Origin of the sequence: Collinsella sp. LCP19S3_F2 (assembly GCF_052121015.1) — a bacterium.
Lineage (GTDB): Bacteria > Actinomycetota > Coriobacteriia > Coriobacteriales > Coriobacteriaceae > Collinsella.
Genome location: NZ_JBQKFA010000003.1, coordinates 213,133 through 230,879, shown reverse-complemented (window position 1 = coordinate 230,879; position 17,747 = coordinate 213,133). Strand labels below are relative to the sequence as shown.

Genomic DNA, 17,747 nt, shown 5'->3' with positions numbered 1-17,747 from the left:
GCCCGCCCCTCTCAATAAACGCGTTATCATCTTGACCCATGAACATACGTTAGGAGCAATCATGCCAAACGAGAACAGCTACGAAGTCGCGCTGCAAAAGAGCAACGCCATTCGCGAGGGCCTGGCCAAGACGCCCGAGAAGTTCACCATGCTTACCGGCGACCGCCCCACCGGCCGTCTGCACCTAGGCCACTACTTTGGCACCCTCAAGGGCCGCGTGGAGTTGCAGAATATGGGCGCCAAGACCAACGTGCTCATTGCCGACTACCAGGTCATCACCGACCGCGACACCACCGAGCACATCCAGGACAACGTGTATAACATGGTCATGGACTACCTTGCCTGCGGTATCGACCCCGACAAGACCATGATCTACACGCACTCCGCCGTGCCCGCCGCCAACCAGCTCATGCTGCCGTTCCTGTCGCTGGTCTCCGAGGCCGAGCTGGCGCGCAACCCCACCGTCAAGGCCGAGATGGAGGCCTCGGGCCACGAGCTCACCGGCCTTCTGCTCACCTATCCGGTACACCAGGCCTGCGACATCCTGTTCTGCAAGGGTAACGTTGTGCCCGTCGGTCGCGACCAGCTGCCGCACATCGAGCTCACCCGTACCATCGCCCGCCGCTTTAACAACCGCTACGGCAAGGTATTCCCCGAGGTCGACGCGCTGCTGTCCGAGACCCCGCTGCTGCCCGGCCTGGACGGCCGCAAGATGAGCAAGAGCTACGGCAACGCCATCAATATCTCGATGACCGCCGAGGAGACGGCCAAGCGCATCAAGAAGAGCCAGACCGACTCCGAGCGCATGATTACGTTTGATCCCGAGAACCGCCCCGGCGTGTCCGGCCTGCTTTCGACCGCCGCCATCTGCACTGGCCGTTCCGAAGTCGAGATTGCCGAGGAGATTGGCATGGGTGGCTCTGGCCAACTCAAGAAGTACGTGACCGAGGCCGTCAACGGGTACTTCGCACCGATCCGCGAGCGTCGCCAGCGCTACGAGAACGACCTGGACTATGTGAAGGACGTCCTGCACGAGGGCAACCGTCGCGCCAACGAGATTGCCGAGCAGACGCTGGCCGAGGTTCAGGACGCCATGGGCATGGTGTACTAGTCGAGAGCAATAAACAACACTCAAACTAAACCGCCGCGATTGGCACAATCCTCGTTGCGGCGGTTTTGTTTTCTTCAGAGGTCGGTCGCCGAGATATTCAGCCGCTTGGCAGAACCCCTAAGTCGCAAGCACCTTGAGGCTATATCCTGTTAAGCAATGACACCCTATTGTTTAACATGCGGCAGCTTTTACGGCAGACCCGACCGACCGGAAGGAGTCCCATGAGCTCAGTTGCGTTTTGTACCTGCAACGACCGGAAATGCCCATTTAACCCTGTCAACCACGAGAAGGGCTGCACACCGTGTATCGCTAAGAATCTGCACGAGCACGAGATTCCAACGTGCCTGTTCAACGCGATTTCTCCCGATCGGCTTGAGGCCGATAAAGACGAGTGGTCGTGGCAAGCGTTCGCGCGGCATGTAGAAGCATATCTGGGAAGCGACAGCCCAAGAATCCCCGCAGGCGAAGAAGCGCCGCAGGGATTTACCAAGATCGGTTGCTGTAAGCGGGACTAACAATCAAAGTTAGTGCCCCCCCTAAAACCAAACGTCAGTACCTCATTATGGGATAACAGACCTGATGGGTTTGCCCCATGCTTACAGGAAAGCGCCCGCCGACCATGGCAGCCGACGGGCGCTTTCCCGAAGTACACCGTTGAATCGCACAGAGGGGAGGAATGCGAATCAAACTCAACAGGGCAGGCTTTTTCATCGCCTACGGCCTGCTCCGTTGCTGCATACAATATAGTTCACCATTGTTTACTTTGCAGTATCAAACCGCGCCGCCACACCTTCTGCATAAGTTAACCCCTGTAAACCTGCCAATTAGGGACAGGTTTATTTTGGCAGGTTTTATCTGGGGAAACATCAATGGAGCCAGCGTTCCGCCACAAAGAGGACAGGCACCTTTGTGGTGGTTTTGGCCACGGCAGAGCCGCTAGAGCCCTGCTGGCCAACGACAGGCGGCCAAGTCGACGTGCATGGGGTCGACAAACGTCACGCCCTCCCCCAGCAGAAGTTCGCGCTGAGCATCGGGGCCGCCAAACGCAAAGCCCTCGCAAATGCTGCCATCGGCAAACACCACACGATGGCAGGGAATCTGACCAGGGCGCGGATTGCTATGCAGCGCATAGCCCACGTACCGCGCACTTCGTGGACGGCCGGCGAGCAGCGCCACCTGGCCGTACGTGGCAACCATCCCCTCAGGGATCTGCTCGACTACCTCGTACACCCGCTCAAAAAAGCCCTCAGACGCCATCGATGCTCCTTTCCGTCCACAACAGCATAAATCAAATGATCCCTCGGGGACGGCAGGGTTGCGGATCATTTGCGGCCTCCGTGCGGCCGATGGTCCGCAACCCCGTCATCGCCGAGGGATCACATGGCATGGCAGGTAGCGTTTGCCCAGATAAAACCTGCCAAAATAAACCTGTCCCTTTTTGGCAGGTCGGTTAGTTGGCAGGATGGAAGAAGGCTACGGCTACGGCACCGGGGCCTACATGGGTGCCGATGGTGGCGCCGATGGTGTGAACGGGCAGCTCGCCCTCGGTGTGGCCAGCCCACAGCGTCGCACTATCCTCGATATACTTCTTGAGCACCGCATCCGAAAGGCCCGTATAGCCGAGCGCCAGTGGCATGGAAAAGTCGACGCCGCCCGCCTTTTCGACCTTTTGGTTCAGCAGGTTGCGACCGTTCTTGGAACCGCGCGCCTTGCCCAGCTGCACGATCAGGCCGTCCTCGGCAGCCACCACGGGCTTTACGTTGAGCAGCGTGCCCACGGCGCCGGCCGCAGCAGACAGGCGACCGCCGCGCACCAGGTACTCCAGCGTCTCGAGCAGGCCGATAACCACCACGCGGTCGCGCACGGCCTCAACCGCCGCCGCGATCTGAGCCGCGCTACGGCCCTCGTCCACCAAGCGCAGGGCATACTCGACCAGCACGCGCTCGCCCAGGGTGACGTTGTTGCTGTCTACCACGAACACATCGCCGCCCGGGGCCTCGGCAAGTGCGGTACGGGCACTCTGATTGGTGCCGGAAAGCTTAGCGCCCACGGTAATAATCACGGCCTCATCGCCGGCTTCACGAACCTCGGCGATAGCCTGCGAAAACGCGTACGGGTTGACCTGACCGGTCTTGGGCAGCTCATCGCGCTCCACGAGCATCTCGTAAAAGCGCTGGTGATCGATGTCGACGCCATCCATGTACACATCGGTACCAAAGGTGACGGACAGTGGCAAAACAGCCAGTGCCGGGTGCTCCGCCGGCGACATATCGCTTGCGGAATCGGTAATAATGCGGACGGACATAGCGAATCCTTTCTTGCGCAGGTCCCGCGCAGGGAATTTTGACAGCAATGTCCCGGCACGGTATACGCGCTCAAACGGGACGATGCAGTTGTTAATGGGAAGCAAATGCCTAGGCTGCCCTACAGCTCGCGCAGGGTGTCGAGAATCGTACGCAGCGACGCGTACATCTGCTCGCGCTGCTCCACGCCCATGGCCTTGCCGGTGGCGTCGAGCACCTCGCGAATAATGCGATCGGCCTCATTCATGCTCTCGCCGCCCAACGTGGTCAGGCGAACCGGGGCGCGATACTTAACGGCGGCATCGCCCGAATCGTCGACCTCGACGTAGCCGCCCTCTTCCAGATGCGCCAGCGTGCGCGAGACGGCAGCGCGGGTCACGCCTGCCATGCGGGCGAGGTCGGCACCAGTCAGGCCGTCCTTGCTGCGCTCAAGATAGTACAGGCACATGATATCGGAACCCTTAAGGCCCAGCCTTGCGCCCTCAGATGCCTTAATGCGCTGGATCTCCTTGTAGAGCCCGCTAATCAGTCCGACAAAGTCCTCAAAACGTGTCTCGTCGTTCTGCTGCATGGGAGACGACCGCCTTTCGCTTGCATGATGCTAACGGGTAAACATCTTAGCCGCATGCCCGAACCCCCGTACCCAAATATCCCAATTGTTAACTCATCAACATAAAAACCACCACAAAGGGGATAGCACCTTTGTGGTGGTTTGTGTGGTGGTTTGGCCCGAGCTAGAGTTCCACGCGCGGGTTATCGCGGGTCACAAGCGTCTTGACGACAACCGTCGCTCCCAGATAGCGCTCAAGCAGCTCGGCTAAGCGATCGATCGCGGCCTGACAGTCCCCCATTCGCTCGGGCTCAACACACTCAATCGCCAGGAACGCATCGGCAGAATCGTCGGACAGAGCCGTTCGAACGCCGTCGCGCCAGTTCCAGCAGCGGCACACGGCACCCGCATCATCGATGTAGGCGAGCTCGCCGGGCAGCGTCGGATCATCTGCCTCCTCGCCAAGCGGCAAGAACGCATCGCCACCGTCGGTCACCTTCAAGCGAAGGTCTCCCTCAATCGCGTGCAAATCCTCGCCTCCCACGGGCAGCGCGTAGGTCAGCGACACCGTGTTGTAAATATCCACCGCCGGTGTGATATGACCGACCGGCTTGCCCTTGAGCACGCGTTTAAGCAGGTTCTCGATTGAGCAACGCGCGCCCTTTTTGGTCTTGAACAGACGATAGGCCTCGCGCCATGCCTTGACCGGTGTGTTCTCGCTGATAGTGTCGCTGGTTAGATGACGCTCCGCATCGATATTGGCGCGATCGAGCAGCGCCGCAATCGCGTCCACGTCCTCTTGAGGAATCTGAGCCGCGGGCTTCATGCCCTTTACGACCACGACGCCGACCGCCGCCTGTGGAAATAGCTCCCAAAATGAATCCTCGGCAACAAAGCTCTTCATACGCTCTCCCTTCATTGTTCGCGCCCGAGCGAGGGCACCTAAACAAAAAGCGCCCCCACAACGGCCACCTTCAAAGTCCTACGGTGCCGTCACAAGAGCGCTTACGCTGTCCCCATCCGGAGAAGGGGACGATATGTCAGGCGCATTGTAACCCGAGTCATCCACACGAGCAAAACCACCACAAAGGCGCCTGCCTCTTTGTGGTGGATATGGACTCGAGGCGACGCTAGTGGCGGAGTCCCAGTAGGCCGCGGCCGCGATGACGGGCCTCGGCGGACACCTGAGCGTGCGGGCCGGCGGCCTTGACGGACTCGGGCAGGTGCGAGTACTTCTTCTCGAAGTTCTCCTCGAACATCACCGCCAGGTTGTGCGCGGCCTCGTCGTAGCGCGCTGTGCTCTGCCAGTACTGGCGCGGCACCAGGATGCCGTCCGGCACACCGTGGCACGTGGTGGGAATGTCGACATTAAAGATATCGTCGTGCAAGAACTCGCTGTCCTCGATGGTACCGTCGAGGGCGCGTGCGACCAGGGCGCGCGTGTAGGCAAGCTCGATGCGATGGCCCACGCCATAACCGCCGCCAATCCAGCCGGTGTTGAGCAGATAGACGCGGGTGCGACCGTCGGCGATACGCTCGCCGAGCATCTTGGCATAGACCATGGGGTCGAGCGGCATAAACGGCTCTCCGAACAGCGAGGAGAACGTAGGCGTGGGCTCGGTGACGCCGACCTCGGTACCGGGAATCTTTGCGGTGAAGCCCGTCACAAAGTGATACATGGCGGCATCGGCCGTCAGGCGCGAGATAGGCGGCAGCACGCCAAAGGCATCGCAGGTCAAAAACAGCACGACGCTCGGGGTGGTGCCCATGCCCTTGGTCCACGCGTTGGGGATATGCTCGACGGGATAGGCAACGCGCGTGTTGTGCGTGATCGAGACGTCATCGTAGTTGGGCTTGCGGTTCTCGTCGAGCACCACGTTTTCGCAGATCGCGCCAAAGCGAACGGCATTGAAGATCTCGGGCTCGTGAAACTCGTCCAAGCCCTCGCACTTGGCGTAGCAGCCGCCCTCGATGTTGAAGATGCCCATGTCGGACCAACCGTGCTCGTCGTCGCCGATCAGCAGGCGCGTGGGATTGGCCGAAAGCGTGGTCTTGCCGGTGCCGGACAGGCCAAAGAACACCGCGGTCTCGTGCGTGACGGGATCCATGCTGGCCGAGCAATGCATGGGCAGCACATCGTCCTCGACGGGCAGCAGGTAATTCATGACGCTGAAGATGGACTTTTTAATCTCACCGGAGTAGCCGGTGCCGGCAACCAGAATCACGCGCTCCTGGAAGTTAATGACCACGGCGACGCTGGAGTTGAGGCCCTTGATGGCAGGGTCGCACTGGTACCCGGGTGCCGCGAGCACGCAAAAGTCCGGCTCGCCGGTGCGCGCAATTTCGCGAGCGAGCGGACGGGCGAGCATCTGCTTAATGAAGAGCGCCTGGCTCGCGCGCTCGCAGGCAACGAGCAGGCGACGCGTGTGGTTGCGGTCGGCACCCGCCATGCCGCGCGTGACGAACACGTCGCGCTCGTTGAGGTAGTCAACGATGCCGGCCTTGATGGCCTCGTAGCTCTCAATCGAAAGCGGGCGGTTGACGGCGCCCCAGGCGATCTTGTCGTGAACATCGGGGGTGTCAACGATAAAGCGGTCGTTGGGAGAACGGCCGGTGCGCTCCCCCGTCTCGATTACCAGCGCGCCGTTGGATGCCATGCGGCCCTCTTCACGGCGGATGGCGTGCTCGACGAGCTCCGCAGCAGGTAGATCGACCAGCAGACGCGGCTGATTCTCGGCGGGATCTTCGACCAGCGTAATACCAAAGTTGGACAGAACTTCTGCAGGGGTAACACCAGGCATGGGGCCTCCTTTAAAAGCGCGTCACGCGGGCGCGGCGCGCACTTTACTCACGTAAAGCCCGTTGTACCCGATATGCAAAAACGTTTTTGCGGCAAGGGCGGCAAGCCCGCCCAACGGTCAAAAATCCCAGGCAAGCGGCCTAGTCATTGGGTAGTCATTGGGGACGTTCTTAAACGACGAGTCGTTGGGGACACTCTTGAACAGGCAACATTCAAGGAGTGTCCCCGGATGCCGGCACAAAAGGAGCGTCCCTAAGTGCCAACTATAGCGGCAAGCCTTGGCCGAGCATGGCGATGGCGCTCATGAGGACCAGCATGCCGGCGGCGTAGGGCAGGACGGCGCCCAGGAGCTCGGCATCCTTGCCGCGCACGTGCACGGCGGCCAGGCCGATGGCAAGCGTCTGCGGCGAGATCATCTTGCCGGCAGCGACGCCAAGCGCGTTCAGCGCGACCATCCAGTAGTCGCTCACGCCCAGCGCGGTGGCAGCCTGGCTCTGGATGGGACCAAACAGCATGCCAGAAGACGTGCCCGAACCGGTCACGAATGCACCGACCGCGCCGATCCACGGAGCCAGAATCGGGTACAGGCCACCGGCGACCGCAATGCAAAACGCGCTGATCGAAGAGATCATGCCCGCATAGCCCATAACCTTGGCACAGCCCAGAACCGAAAGCATGGTAATGACCGTCGGCATCATCTGCTTGACGGTCGCGGCCAGCACCTTGCCCATCATGCGCGGCGAAGCACCCTGAATGGCGCCGCCGACAAACGCCGCCAGGAAAATCCAGACGCCCGGCGTGTTGATCCACGAAAACGTGAGCGTGCCGGGGTTCTCGCCGCAATACACCTGCACCTGGCTCGCAAACGGTGCGAGCGCAGCATGCACGGCAGGCACCAGGTTAGACGTTCCCAACAGCAGCACAAAGATCAGGATGAAGCACGACCAAGCCGAAAGCGCCGACTTAGCGGTGAGCTGCTCGCCGGCCTCGATATTCATGTGGAAGCGTGCGTCCAGATGCCCCGACTTCTCGGCACGTATGGCAAGCGCAGCTGTCAGCGCGAGCGAAACGATGGAACCGACGACGACGGCAAGCTCGGGACCCACAAACATAGCAACGACAAGAGCCGCACCGGCAAAGGACACGCCGGAGAGCACGGCGATGCCCGCCACGCCGTTCAGGCGCTCGGCAACGCCCGCAACATTACCCTGGTCATCGGCGACACGACCCGCAACCAGCACGATAAACAGAGGCATCATCGCAAAGAAAGGCGCCAACTGCACCATCTGAACGGTCGCCAAATGCAGCGGATCCAGGCCCACCAGACCGGCAACGGACACCGTGGGAATGCCAATGGAGCCGTAGGGCGTGGGCACGCCGTTGGCCAGCAGACAGATGAGCACGGCGGGCACGGCCTCAAAGCCCAGGCCCGCGAGCATGCCGGCGGGAATAGCGACAGCGGTGCCAAAACCGGCCATGCCCTCCATAAAGCCACCAAAGCACCAGGCCACAAGCAGCGCCAGAAGACGGCGATCGCTGCTGATGGAGGTGATCATGCTGCCGATCACGTCCATGGCGCCCGTGCGAACGCACAGGTTATACGTGAACACCGCGGCGATGATTACCAAAACGATGGGCCACAGGGCCATCAAAAAGCCTTCGAGCGAGGCGGTCGCGATCTGTGCTGCCGGCAGGTGCCACCATGCGAAGGCAAGCACGCACGAAAGGACAAACGATCCGATGGCGGCTTTCCAAGCTGGCCATTTAAAGCACAGCAGCATCACGACAAGCCAAATGATCGGCACAAGAGCCAGCAAGAATGCGGCGACGTCCATAGGTAGAAGCTCCTTGGTGCCGCGCGGGCGGCATCGTGGTATCACATAACTTCAACAGGATACCGCACGCTCACCGACAATTTACTGCCGCCCCCCGAAAATATTGAACGATCCGTTCAAAAACATGAGTGACACCGTCGCGTCTATACTAGAACGCAGCAATAGAAAGGACCCGCCTTGAGCATCTCGCCCCTCGATAGCATCCGCCGCGCCATCGCCCGCCGCAACGGCATCGCCAACCCCGCCGTATCGGGCGGGGCGCACGGACAGGGCGGACGCATCGAGAATGGCCTCTTCCCCGCCTCGCACACCGCCGAGGAGCTCGCGCGCATCCAAGAGCTGAGTCAGCGCAACGCCGGCGGGCCAAATAGCGGCCAAGCCACACGCCGTCGCCGCGAGCGCGATCGCCAGCCCGGCCCCATCCGCCGCATGGTCAATGCCTGGTGGAACCGCCTGCTCGGCGCCGTCTACGGCGGCGGCTTCTCCACGCAAGAAGCCGAATACGAGGAGCACGCCACCAGCCGCGACTACCTTTGGAATACCCTCGGCACCGCCGTGTGGGGCATGGCGTTTCCGCTGCTCACTATCGTGTCCACGCAACTCGTGGGCGCCGAAGAAGCCGGCAAGTTCTCCATCGCCTTTGTCACCGGCACGCTCATCATGATCGCGTGCAACTACGGCGTGCGCATTTTTCAGGTCTCGGACATCGACGAGAAGACGTCCTTTGCCTCCTACCAGCTCAACCGCTGGCTTTGCGGAGCGATCGCGCTGGCCTGCGGCCTTGCATACAGCAGCGCCCGCGGCTATGACGCGCAGATGGCGACGATCGGCCTGGGCGTCTACCTCTATAAGGTGATCGACGGCATCGCCGACGTGTACGAGGGCCGCCTGCAGCAGGCCGACAAGCTCTACCTAGCCGGCATGAGCCAAACGCTGCGCTCCGTCGGCGTCATCGCGGTCTTTAGCGTGGCGCTGTTCCTTACGCGCAGCATGCCCATCGCGGCCATGGCCATGGGTGTTACAGCGATCGCCTCGCTTGTGCTGGTCACCGCCCCGCTCGCCCTGCTCGAAACCGAAAAATCGCGTCGCGTGAGCATACGCGAAGTCGGCCGCCTTTTTGCGCAGTGTGCCCCGCTCTTTGGCGCGCTCTTTTTGTTCAACCTTATCGAGAGCATGCCCAAATTTGTGATGGAAGGCACGCTGGCCTACAAATATCAGCTGTACTTTAATGCCCTGTTCTTTCCAGCTCAGGCCATTTTGCTGAGCGTTGGTTTTATCTATAAACCGCAGCTCTTGCGTTTGTCGAGCATTTGGGCTAACCCGCGTCAGCGTCGCCGCTTTGACTTAATTATTGTCGCCGTCATGGCGCTGATCTTGGGTTTCACTGGCGCATGCGCCGCATTTATGGCAGGCCCCGGCATTCCCCTTATGAGCTTTATGTACGGCCTCAACTTTGAGCGCTACCGCACATTGGCGCTGCTGATGGTCGTCGCCGGCGGCATCACCGCAGCCATCGATTTTATCTACGCCATTATCACAGTGCTGCGCCACGCCGGCGATGTCACCAAGATCTACCTCATTTGCTTTGCCGTGAGCGTGGTGGTGCCGATGATCCTCATCAATCTACTGGGGCTGATGGGTGCCGTCGTGAGCTACCTGGCTATCATGGCCCTACTGCTGGTGCTGTTGATTGTCGAGTACGCCCACATTCGCAAGCGCATAGAACGAGCCCGCAACCCGTACGGTGTCTAATTAGCTGCCTCGGCCATCGGAATTTGCGATGGAATTACCCGGGCTGGGGTCTTGTTCGGACAATATGCATCACGCAAAACTAAGTGAGTAGACTTTTACCGAATCCCCGACCACACCGACAAAGCACAAGTCTGTGACCTGCGGTTTTATTGAGGCAAACATGTTGGGTGCTCGGCATTTCCAAAAATGTCTACTCACTTAGCCAGCGGGCAGCCAAATGATTATGTAATCCACGTCCCAGAAAAATCATTTGATGGGCAGAAGGGCAAAAGTAGTCAAAAAAGCCCCGTCCCAAATTAGCTACCCTTTGCACCGATTATTCGCCGGGCAGAATGTTCGCATAGAACTCCGCACCATCATCCAGGCGCAGGATGCCCACGCGGCCGAACTCGGAGCCGGTGGCGGCGGCGCAGTCGATGTCGATACGGTCGGGAACGCCGGCGGTATCCTCGCCGCCCAGGCGCACAATCTGCCCGCGGCCCGACTCCTCATCGAGCCCTGCCAGGCCGCCAACCTCGCAATAGCGCCCCAGCGACACCGTGGGCGTGTGGCCACTCACCACGACCGGACCCTTGCCCTCGGCAGAAAGCAGCCCCGTCGGGGCATCCCAATAGCCATGCCGAATCCACAGCAGGTCATCGGACGACTGCACGGCGAGCATTTGCTGCAGCAGCTCGCTATCGGCATCGACGGCTCCCCTGCCATCAGCGCAATCGACACCATGCTCAAGCAAAAACGCACGCGCCGCCTCGGTCTGAATGCCGGCGTGCACCAGCAGATACGGACGCTCGGCAGTCTCTGCCACCGCATAGAGCGGCAGGGCGGCAGCCCAGCGCACCAGCTCCTCGTATGCCTCAAACTCCATTTCGTTGAGCTGCTGGCGCGTGGTCCATCCGCCGTTGATATCCCAGGTCTCGGCATCAAGCGGGTCCTGGCCAATGATCGCGTCGAGCATAATCTGCTCGTGGTTACCCTTAAGCACGCGAGCGTTGGGCAGCGAGCGCACCAAGTTAATGACGCCGACCGGGTCGGGACCGCGATCGACCATGTCGCCCAACACGTACAGCGTGTCGTCGGACGCCAGCGAGATCTTGGAAAGGGCCTCGTCCAGCGCGCGCACGTGCCCGTGAGCATCGGATGTCACATAGATCGCCATGGAACGCCTTTCCCTGCATTACGGCCGAAGCCCGGAGCCACAACTAAAACTTCAAGTTGAACTTAAACGTTACCCATTGTACTCCGTTGCAATAAAGCTGGGAAGTAGATACGAGCCGCCGCCAATAGTCTAGAAAAACGGCTCCGCCTTTGACGATATCACGAACGCCCTCCGTTCAACCCATAAACCCACCATCTTTTGGTACAAATAACCGCAGACAACTGACCGTGCCACGCCAACCTCCCAGGAGCGGACACTATCCATGAACCAGATACTTCTTTTTATCGGCCTCGTCATCATTTTGTGCCTGACCATCAAACCCGTCGGCAAAAAGCTTCCCTTCCCCACCCTGCTCATCTTTATCGCGCTGGGCATGCTGTTGGGCGTCAACGGCCTGGCTCACATCGACTTTAACGACTACGCGCTTACCGAAACCGTCTGCAGCACGGCGCTGCTGTTCATCATGTTCTACGGCGGCTTTAACACCAATATCGACCGCGCCAAACCTGTCGCCGCACCCGCGGTACTGCTGAGCACGCTCGGCGTCGTCATTACCGCCGGCATCACGGGCGCCTTTGCACACTTCGCGCTAGGCTTCGACTGGATCGGCGGCCTGCTGCTGGGCTCGGTCGTGGCGTCGACCGACGCAGCGAGCGTCTTTAGCGTGCTGCGCGAGCACAACCTGTCGCTAAAGGGCGGCACCGACTCGCTGCTCGAGGTCGAATCAGGCTCCAACGACCCTGTCGCCTACATGCTCACTGCCGTGCTCGCCACCCTCGCGGCGGGCGGCGACATTAACATCCCTGTGCTGCTGGCCAAGCAGATCATCCTGGGTGTGGGCCTGGGCCTTGCCATCGGCTGGGCATCGGGCCGCCTGATTGAGCGCGCACACGCAACGGCCGAGGGCGCGCAGACCATCTTTTTGTTCGCCGTGGCGATCGTCGCCTACGCGCTGCCGAGCTATCTGGGCGGCAACGGCTTTTTAGCCGTGTACCTTGCCGGCATCGTGCTAGGCGCGAGCGACATCACCGGTAAGGTCGAGCTGGCGCACTTCTTCGACACCCTCACCGAGATGGCCGAAATGACCATCTTCTTTTTGCTCGGCCTGCTCGTGACGCCCGCCCGCCTGCCGCAAATGCTGCTACCGGGCCTGGCACTCATGGCGTTTATGCTCTTCGTGAGCCGCCCCATCGCCGTCGGTCTGCTCCTGGCGCCCTTTAAGACAAACCCTCGCCAGGTAGCGCTCGTAAGCTGGGCGGGCCTACGCGGCGCGGCTTCGGTCGTCTTTAGCCTCTTTGCCGTGGTGGCCGGCGTTCCCGGTGGACATGACCTGTTTGACCTGGTCTTTGTGATTGCCGTGTCGAGCATTGTGGTGCAGGGTTCGCTACTGCCGGCGGTGGCGAAGAAACTCGACATGATCGATGCAGCAGGCGATGTACGCCGCACGTTTAACGACTACCGCGACGAGGACGGCATGTCGTTTGTTAAGCTCAAGGTTGGCGCGGGGCATCCGTTTGCCGGGCGCTCGCTTGCCGATATTGGCAACGCTACGAACATGCTCGTCGTCCTGGTGCTGCGCGATGGCGCGCATCCGGTACTGCCCAACGGGGATACTGTGATCAAGGAAGGTGACCTGTTGGTGATGGCTGCCCCGACGTTTGAAGAGCGTGCCGAGGTTACGCTGCGCGAGGTCACCGTGACACCCCACGGTCGCCTGGCGGGGCTGCGCCTGCGCGACGTGCCGCAAGGCAAGCACCCGTTTATCGTCGTGATGCTCAAGCGCGATGGCCAAACGATCATCCCCGACGGCAACACCCATATATACGCCGGCGACAAAGCCGTCATCGCCACCCTGGCGTCGTAGCGGCCAGGGGCAGCCGTCCCGAATTGGCTACATTTGAGCACCAATCGCCCCGGCTGGGGTCTCGTTGCGAACAATTAGCGCCTCTCAAAACTAAGTGAGTAGACTTTTGCCGAATCGCCGACCATGTCACCAAAGCACAAGTCTGTGACCTGCAGGTTTATTGAAGCAAATTAGTCGTGTGCTCAGGATTTCCAATAAAGCCTACTCACTTAGCCAGCGAGCAGTCAAAATAGAACGGTCGTGAGCTCATTAGACTCCATTGCAACGGCTTATCGTGCATTTTCGCGCAGCTGCGGATGCAGGCGCCCTATGCCAAATTAGCTACCCTTGTCACATTCCTAGTCATCGTCGACGGCAAAATCACGGAGGTCGAGGCCTTCGCGTTCGGCTCGGTCTAGAAGCTCTTGAGGGGACTCATCCTCGATATCCACTACGTCGAGCATGGCAGCCGGAAAGCCCACGCCCACTGCACTCCCCGCGCGATCGAGCAGGCTCTCGCGCAGTTGGTCTACGTCCACATCGATCTTCATGGTGTAACCTCCCACCGGGGAATCGCGTCCAAACAAACCGCACATCCCAAATGATGTGCAATAAACCCCAGATACGGTCATAATAAAATAATGAACATCTGGGAGGTTGCGGACGATGGATAAGCTCGATGCCATGACGGAACAAGTCAGAGATTTTTGCGACGATCGAGGCTGGCGCAAATATCACACGCCAAAAGAGCTTGCCATCGGCATGGCGACTGAGTCCTCCGAGCTCCTTCAGCTCTTTCGTTTTATGAGCGACGAGCGCATTGCAGAAATGTTCGAAGACACCGAGCAGCGCCAAGTCATCGAAGACGAAATTGCCGACATGCTTCTTTTCCTCCTGCGTTTTGCCGATTTAAATAGAATCGATCTCCCAGCTGCGCTCTCGTCCAAACTCAAACGCAATGGCGAGCGCTACCCCATCAACGCATCATCCAACGAATACAGAAAGGCGGGCCACCGTGAGTAATGAGTTCGCCCTTCGGCAATACACGCTTCCCCTGCCCCAGCCCTTTGAGACAAGCGAATCGCTTCAGGACTTTGGAACGCCAAAGCCTGGAGCCCATCATGACGAAAGTTGGCCCGTCCTTTACATTCTTACCAACAGCAGAAACAAGACGGCATACATCGGCCAAACAACCAACTACCAGCGCCGTATGAAACAACACGCTGCAAACGTGGACAAGGATTTCGATCGAACACTTCTGATCGACAACCCTACATTCAATCAATCAGCGACATTTGAGTTTGAAAACAGGCTCATCGAACTGTTCTGTGCCGACGAAAAATACCAGGTCACCAATGCCAACAACGGCTATGCCCAATTCGATTATTTTGAGCGGCCTCAATATCGCCAGAAGTTCCGAGACCTCTGGACAAAGCTTCGCGAAGAAAACTACGCGATTCATCCGATTGAAGAGCTCGAGAACTCCGATCTGTTCAAGTTCTCGCCTTTCAAGACGCTTACGCCCGACCAATACGAAACGATCGAGACGATTTATAAACGTCTCGAACAGGAGCATGAAGACACAAAACATGGCGGCTCAAAAAGAGAACGTATAACCGTCGTGAATGGCGCGCCGGGAACAGGTAAAACAATCCTCGCCATTAGTCTCATGTTCAAAATCAAAAATGAGCCCAACCTTTCCGGCCTGCGAGTCGGTTTTGTCACCCCGATGGATTCTCTGAAGAAGACCCTCAGGAAACTCACGCACTTCCTTCCAGGGCTAAAGCCTGGCGATATCTTGAGCCCCAGTGACGTAACCAAAAATGATCGTTATGACATCCTACTTGTCGACGAAGCACATCGACTGGGTAATTATCTAAGCATGGGCGCCGGCATTGGGGCTTTTTACAACACCTGCGATCGCCTCGGCCTTCCGCATACGAGCAACCAGGTTGACTGGATATTCAAATGCTGTGACAAGGCGTACCTGTTCTACGACCCCAAACAGCAGGTTCGCGCATCCGGACTCAATCGAGACGGCCTTGAGCAGCGACTCAATCAGCTCGAAGAAGCGGGCATTGAAACTGAAGAGTTCAGCCTAAGCACACAAATGCGCGTACGCGGTGGTGACGAATACCTCGATTTTGTCTATGACTTACTCAACAACAAGGCGTTTATGCATACCGGCATGAAGTTCAACGAACTCTTTTCATCGGAGCCTTACGATTCGCGAGCCGGGGATCCGGACAGCGATATCCCCAGATACCAGTTTGGAATCGTCGACCGATTTGAGGATTTCTGTTCCCTGCAGCAAGCCAAGGAAGAAGAAGTTGGTCTATCCCGCATGACGGCAGGCTTTGCGTGGAAGTGGGAAACGAAGAAACACAAAAACGCTTTCGACATCGTCATCGAGGGTATCCCCAAACGCTGGAACTCAACCCAAAAGGATTGGGTTAATTCTGCCAACGCCGTCAACGAGGTTGGATGCATCCACACGGTGCAGGGCTACGACCTCAATTACGGATTCGTCATTCTGGGGCCAGACATTTACTACGACACCGATAAAGGAGCCGTCTGCGTTAACAAAGCGAACTTCAAAGATGCCGTCGCAAAGAAAAAGGCGAGCGAAGATGAGCTACGGAAGATTATCGTCAACGCCTACTATGTCCTCATGACGCGTGGCATGCTGGGAACGTATCTCTATGTGTGCGACCCCGCGCTCAAGGAGTATTTGTCGCGGTATATCCCGGTGATTTAGACGCAGGACAGACGTCGCAAATCTAAGGCGTTACTCAAACGTTAAACACACGAACATATTTTCGTGTTTTATACTTGAGCTAGACAACCACAGCATGGTATAAAAGAGCTGCGTTCCGCTATGGAGGGCAGTCAAGGGCCGGGGGATCCCCCCGGCATTTTCTTTTTTGAAAGGCTGTTTCATGAACGAACTGCCCGCATTCCCCGACAAATCAAGGCGCCGCCCAGAAAAGATCAACTCGAGCGACGAGCGGGCACGAGTCCAGCAATCCATCGCCCGCGGCTACGATGACCTCGTCAACGGCCGCATGCGTCCTTGGAAACAAGCAAAAGCAGAGGCAGATCGGATGCGAGCCATCAGGTAAGGTCACCCCTCCCCCATGTAACCATCCTGTAAATCATAGCGGCGCAGTCGAGTTTTACCGTGATGCGGTCGCGCCGAGCGCTCCACTGTGCTAAAGTATCCCGAACGTTCAAACGACTACGAGGGGAACTAGAAGATGGCACGTGTGCACAACTTCTCAGCTGGCCCGGCCGCGCTGCCTACAAGCGTGCTCGCCGAGATCGCCGACGAGATGATGGACTACCGCGGTTGCGGCATGTCCGTGCTCGAGATGAGCCATCGATCTAGCATGTACCAGCAGATCATCGATGACGCCGAGGAAACCCTGCGCCGCCTGCTGAGCATCCCCGACAACTACCGTGTCCTGTTTTTGCAGGGCGGCGCCACGCTGCAGTTTGCGGGCATCCCCATGAACCTCATGCGCCGCGGCCGCGCCGGCTACGTCGTGACCGGCAACTTCGCCAACAAGGCGTACAAGGAGGCCGCCAAGTACGGCGAGGCCGTGCTGCTCGCGAGCTCCGAGGACACCAATTTCGACCGCATTCCCACCATGGCCAATATCAACGCGCGCATTGCCGCCGAGGCCGCGGGCGACGGGCTCGACTACGTCTACATCTGCCAGAACAACACCATCTTTGGCACCATGTACCACGAGCTGCCCAACTGCGGCGATGTGCCGCTGGTCGCCGATGTCTCGAGCTGCTTTTTGTCGCAGCCGCTCGACGTTGAGCGCTACGGGCTCATTTACGCCGGCGCGCAGAAAAACGCCGGCGCCGCGGGCGTGACCGTGGTTATCGTGCGCGACGACCTCATCGCCGATGGCCCCGCCTTTGCGCAGACGCCGCAGTACCTGGACCTTAAGACCCAGGCCGCCAAGGGCTCCATGCTCAACACGCCCAACACCTTTGGCATCTACGTGTGCGGCAAGGTATTCCGCTGGGTGGAGCAAGCCGGCGGACTAGCCGCCATGGCCGAGCGCAACTGGGCCAAGGCCAACCTGCTCTATGACCAGCTCGAGCACAGCGAGCTGTTCCATGGCACCACGCAGGCCGACAGCCGCTCCATCGCCAACGTAACCTTCCGCACCGGCGACGCCGATCTCGACGCGGCCTTTGTCGCCGGCGCGGCCGAGCACCAGATTCAAAACGTCAAGGGCCATCGCCTGGTGGGCGGCATGCGCGCCAGCGTCTACAACGCCGTAACCATGGAAGATGTGCAGGCACTGGCCTCGTACATGAAGGACTTCGAAGTGCAGCATAGTTTGAGTCCGCGATCTAACTAGCCCGCAACCCGCGGG

Annotated in this window: 16 protein-coding genes; 8 read left to right on the top strand and 8 right to left on the bottom strand. The window is 59.3% G+C overall.

Going from position 1 to position 17,747, the window contains the following annotated elements:
* Positions 1 to 61: 61 nt before the first annotated feature.
* Together trpS and ACTQX9_RS04095 are read left to right on the top strand one after the other, a co-directional pair.
* Entirely contained in the window at positions 62 to 1,111 is a 1,050-nt protein-coding gene (gene trpS, locus ACTQX9_RS04100) for a tryptophan--tRNA ligase (protein WP_427794591.1), read from the top strand.
* A 221-nt stretch (positions 1,112 to 1,332) separates the two neighbouring features.
* Positions 1,333 to 1,626 carry a DUF6485 family protein gene (locus ACTQX9_RS04095; RefSeq protein WP_195838532.1) on the top strand — a complete coding sequence of 98 codons (294 nt, stop codon included), beginning with the start codon at positions 1,333 to 1,335 and terminating at the stop codon, positions 1,624 to 1,626.
* Positions 1,627 to 2,047: 421 nt separating this feature from the next.
* On the opposite strand, the gene ACTQX9_RS04090 is transcribed toward ACTQX9_RS04095, so the two are convergent.
* From ACTQX9_RS04090 to ACTQX9_RS04065, 6 genes are all read right to left on the bottom strand, one after another.
* Positions 2,048 to 2,368 (bottom strand): MGMT family protein, encoded by a 321-nt coding sequence (locus tag ACTQX9_RS04090; protein WP_427747461.1) that lies wholly within the window; start codon positions 2,366 to 2,368, stop codon positions 2,048 to 2,050.
* A 193-nt stretch (positions 2,369 to 2,561) separates the two neighbouring features.
* Entirely contained in the window at positions 2,562 to 3,416 is an 855-nt protein-coding gene (locus ACTQX9_RS04085) for a DegV family protein (protein WP_441540566.1), read from the bottom strand.
* 119 nt (positions 3,417 to 3,535) lie between these two features.
* Positions 3,536 to 3,985 (bottom strand): MarR family winged helix-turn-helix transcriptional regulator, encoded by a 450-nt coding sequence (locus tag ACTQX9_RS04080; RefSeq protein WP_154515655.1) that lies wholly within the window; start codon positions 3,983 to 3,985, stop codon positions 3,536 to 3,538.
* Between the two features lie 163 nt (positions 3,986 to 4,148).
* Positions 4,149 to 4,868, bottom strand: coding sequence for a B3/B4 domain-containing protein (locus ACTQX9_RS04075; protein ID WP_441540565.1), 720 nt, complete (start codon positions 4,866 to 4,868; stop codon positions 4,149 to 4,151).
* 226 nt (positions 4,869 to 5,094) lie between these two features.
* Positions 5,095 to 6,765, bottom strand: a complete 1,671-nt coding sequence (gene pckA, locus ACTQX9_RS04070) for a phosphoenolpyruvate carboxykinase (ATP) (protein ID WP_441540564.1) — start codon at positions 6,763 to 6,765, stop codon at positions 5,095 to 5,097.
* 262 nt (positions 6,766 to 7,027) lie between these two features.
* Positions 7,028 to 8,599 carry an L-lactate permease gene (locus ACTQX9_RS04065; protein ID WP_441540563.1) on the bottom strand — a complete coding sequence of 524 codons (1,572 nt, stop codon included), beginning with the start codon at positions 8,597 to 8,599 and terminating at the stop codon, positions 7,028 to 7,030.
* 177 nt (positions 8,600 to 8,776) lie between these two features.
* On the opposite strand from ACTQX9_RS04065, the gene ACTQX9_RS04060 reads away from it, so the two are divergent.
* The gene (locus ACTQX9_RS04060; protein ID WP_441540562.1) at positions 8,777 to 10,351 is read left to right on the top strand and encodes a lipopolysaccharide biosynthesis protein; all 1,575 of its coding nucleotides are present in this window, start codon (positions 8,777 to 8,779) and stop codon (positions 10,349 to 10,351) included.
* 316 nt (positions 10,352 to 10,667) lie between these two features.
* Here the strand turns inward: ACTQX9_RS04060 and ACTQX9_RS04055 are convergent, their stop codons facing one another.
* Entirely contained in the window at positions 10,668 to 11,507 is an 840-nt protein-coding gene (locus ACTQX9_RS04055) for a metallophosphoesterase (RefSeq protein ID WP_441540561.1), read from the bottom strand.
* Positions 11,508 to 11,769: 262 nt separating this feature from the next.
* Between ACTQX9_RS04055 and ACTQX9_RS04050 the strand changes: the two genes are divergently transcribed.
* Positions 11,770 to 13,371, top strand: a complete 1,602-nt coding sequence (locus ACTQX9_RS04050; RefSeq protein ID WP_441540560.1) for a potassium/proton antiporter — start codon at positions 11,770 to 11,772, stop codon at positions 13,369 to 13,371.
* A 338-nt stretch (positions 13,372 to 13,709) separates the two neighbouring features.
* Here ACTQX9_RS04050 and ACTQX9_RS04045 read toward each other — a convergent pair whose 3' ends face one another.
* Complete coding sequence (locus ACTQX9_RS04045) at positions 13,710 to 13,901, bottom strand: hypothetical protein (protein ID WP_441068325.1); 192 nt, start codon at positions 13,899 to 13,901, stop codon at positions 13,710 to 13,712.
* 115 nt (positions 13,902 to 14,016) lie between these two features.
* Here ACTQX9_RS04045 and ACTQX9_RS04040 point away from each other — a divergent pair, with 115 nt between their 5' ends.
* From ACTQX9_RS04040 to serC, 4 genes are all read left to right on the top strand, one after another.
* Positions 14,017 to 14,373: a nucleotide pyrophosphohydrolase gene (locus tag ACTQX9_RS04040; RefSeq protein WP_441540559.1), complete on the top strand. Its 357-nt coding sequence runs from the start codon at positions 14,017 to 14,019 to the stop codon at positions 14,371 to 14,373.
* On the top strand, positions 14,366 to 16,108 hold the full coding sequence (locus ACTQX9_RS04035; RefSeq protein ID WP_441540558.1) for a DNA/RNA helicase domain-containing protein: 1,743 nt from the start codon (positions 14,366 to 14,368) through the stop codon (positions 16,106 to 16,108). Before ACTQX9_RS04040 ends, ACTQX9_RS04035 begins: the two co-directional genes overlap by 8 nt.
* 181 nt (positions 16,109 to 16,289) lie before the next feature.
* Positions 16,290 to 16,472: a hypothetical protein gene (locus ACTQX9_RS04030; protein WP_441540557.1), complete on the top strand. Its 183-nt coding sequence runs from the start codon at positions 16,290 to 16,292 to the stop codon at positions 16,470 to 16,472.
* 135 nt (positions 16,473 to 16,607) lie between these two features.
* Positions 16,608 to 17,732 carry a 3-phosphoserine/phosphohydroxythreonine transaminase gene (serC, locus tag ACTQX9_RS04025; protein ID WP_441540556.1) on the top strand — a complete coding sequence of 375 codons (1,125 nt, stop codon included), beginning with the start codon at positions 16,608 to 16,610 and terminating at the stop codon, positions 17,730 to 17,732.
* Positions 17,733 to 17,747: the final 15 nt, after the last annotated feature.

What these genes read in the sequence shown, in the direction of transcription:
- trpS (WP_427794591.1), top strand. Translation starts at nt 62, where the DNA reads ATGCCAAACGAGAACAGCTACGAAGTCGCGCTGCAAAAGAGCAACGCC.
- ACTQX9_RS04095 (WP_195838532.1), top strand. Translation starts at nt 1,333, where the DNA reads ATGAGCTCAGTTGCGTTTTGTACCTGCAACGACCGGAAATGCCCATTT.
- ACTQX9_RS04090 (WP_427747461.1), bottom strand. Translation starts at nt 2,368, where the DNA reads ATGGCGTCTGAGGGCTTTTTTGAGCGGGTGTACGAGGTAGTCGAGCAG.
- ACTQX9_RS04085 (WP_441540566.1), bottom strand. Translation starts at nt 3,416, where the DNA reads ATGTCCGTCCGCATTATTACCGATTCCGCAAGCGATATGTCGCCGGCG.
- ACTQX9_RS04080 (WP_154515655.1), bottom strand. Translation starts at nt 3,985, where the DNA reads ATGCAGCAGAACGACGAGACACGTTTTGAGGACTTTGTCGGACTGATT.
- ACTQX9_RS04075 (WP_441540565.1), bottom strand. Translation starts at nt 4,868, where the DNA reads ATGAAGAGCTTTGTTGCCGAGGATTCATTTTGGGAGCTATTTCCACAG.
- pckA (WP_441540564.1), bottom strand. Translation starts at nt 6,765, where the DNA reads ATGCCTGGTGTTACCCCTGCAGAAGTTCTGTCCAACTTTGGTATTACG.
- ACTQX9_RS04065 (WP_441540563.1), bottom strand. Translation starts at nt 8,599, where the DNA reads ATGGACGTCGCCGCATTCTTGCTGGCTCTTGTGCCGATCATTTGGCTT.
- ACTQX9_RS04055 (WP_441540561.1), bottom strand. Translation starts at nt 11,507, where the DNA reads ATGGCGATCTATGTGACATCCGATGCTCACGGGCACGTGCGCGCGCTG.
- ACTQX9_RS04050 (WP_441540560.1), top strand. Translation starts at nt 11,770, where the DNA reads ATGAACCAGATACTTCTTTTTATCGGCCTCGTCATCATTTTGTGCCTG.
- ACTQX9_RS04045 (WP_441068325.1), bottom strand. Translation starts at nt 13,901, where the DNA reads ATGAAGATCGATGTGGACGTAGACCAACTGCGCGAGAGCCTGCTCGAT.
- ACTQX9_RS04040 (WP_441540559.1), top strand. Translation starts at nt 14,017, where the DNA reads ATGGATAAGCTCGATGCCATGACGGAACAAGTCAGAGATTTTTGCGAC.
- ACTQX9_RS04030 (WP_441540557.1), top strand. Translation starts at nt 16,290, where the DNA reads ATGAACGAACTGCCCGCATTCCCCGACAAATCAAGGCGCCGCCCAGAA.
- serC (WP_441540556.1), top strand. Translation starts at nt 16,608, where the DNA reads ATGGCACGTGTGCACAACTTCTCAGCTGGCCCGGCCGCGCTGCCTACA.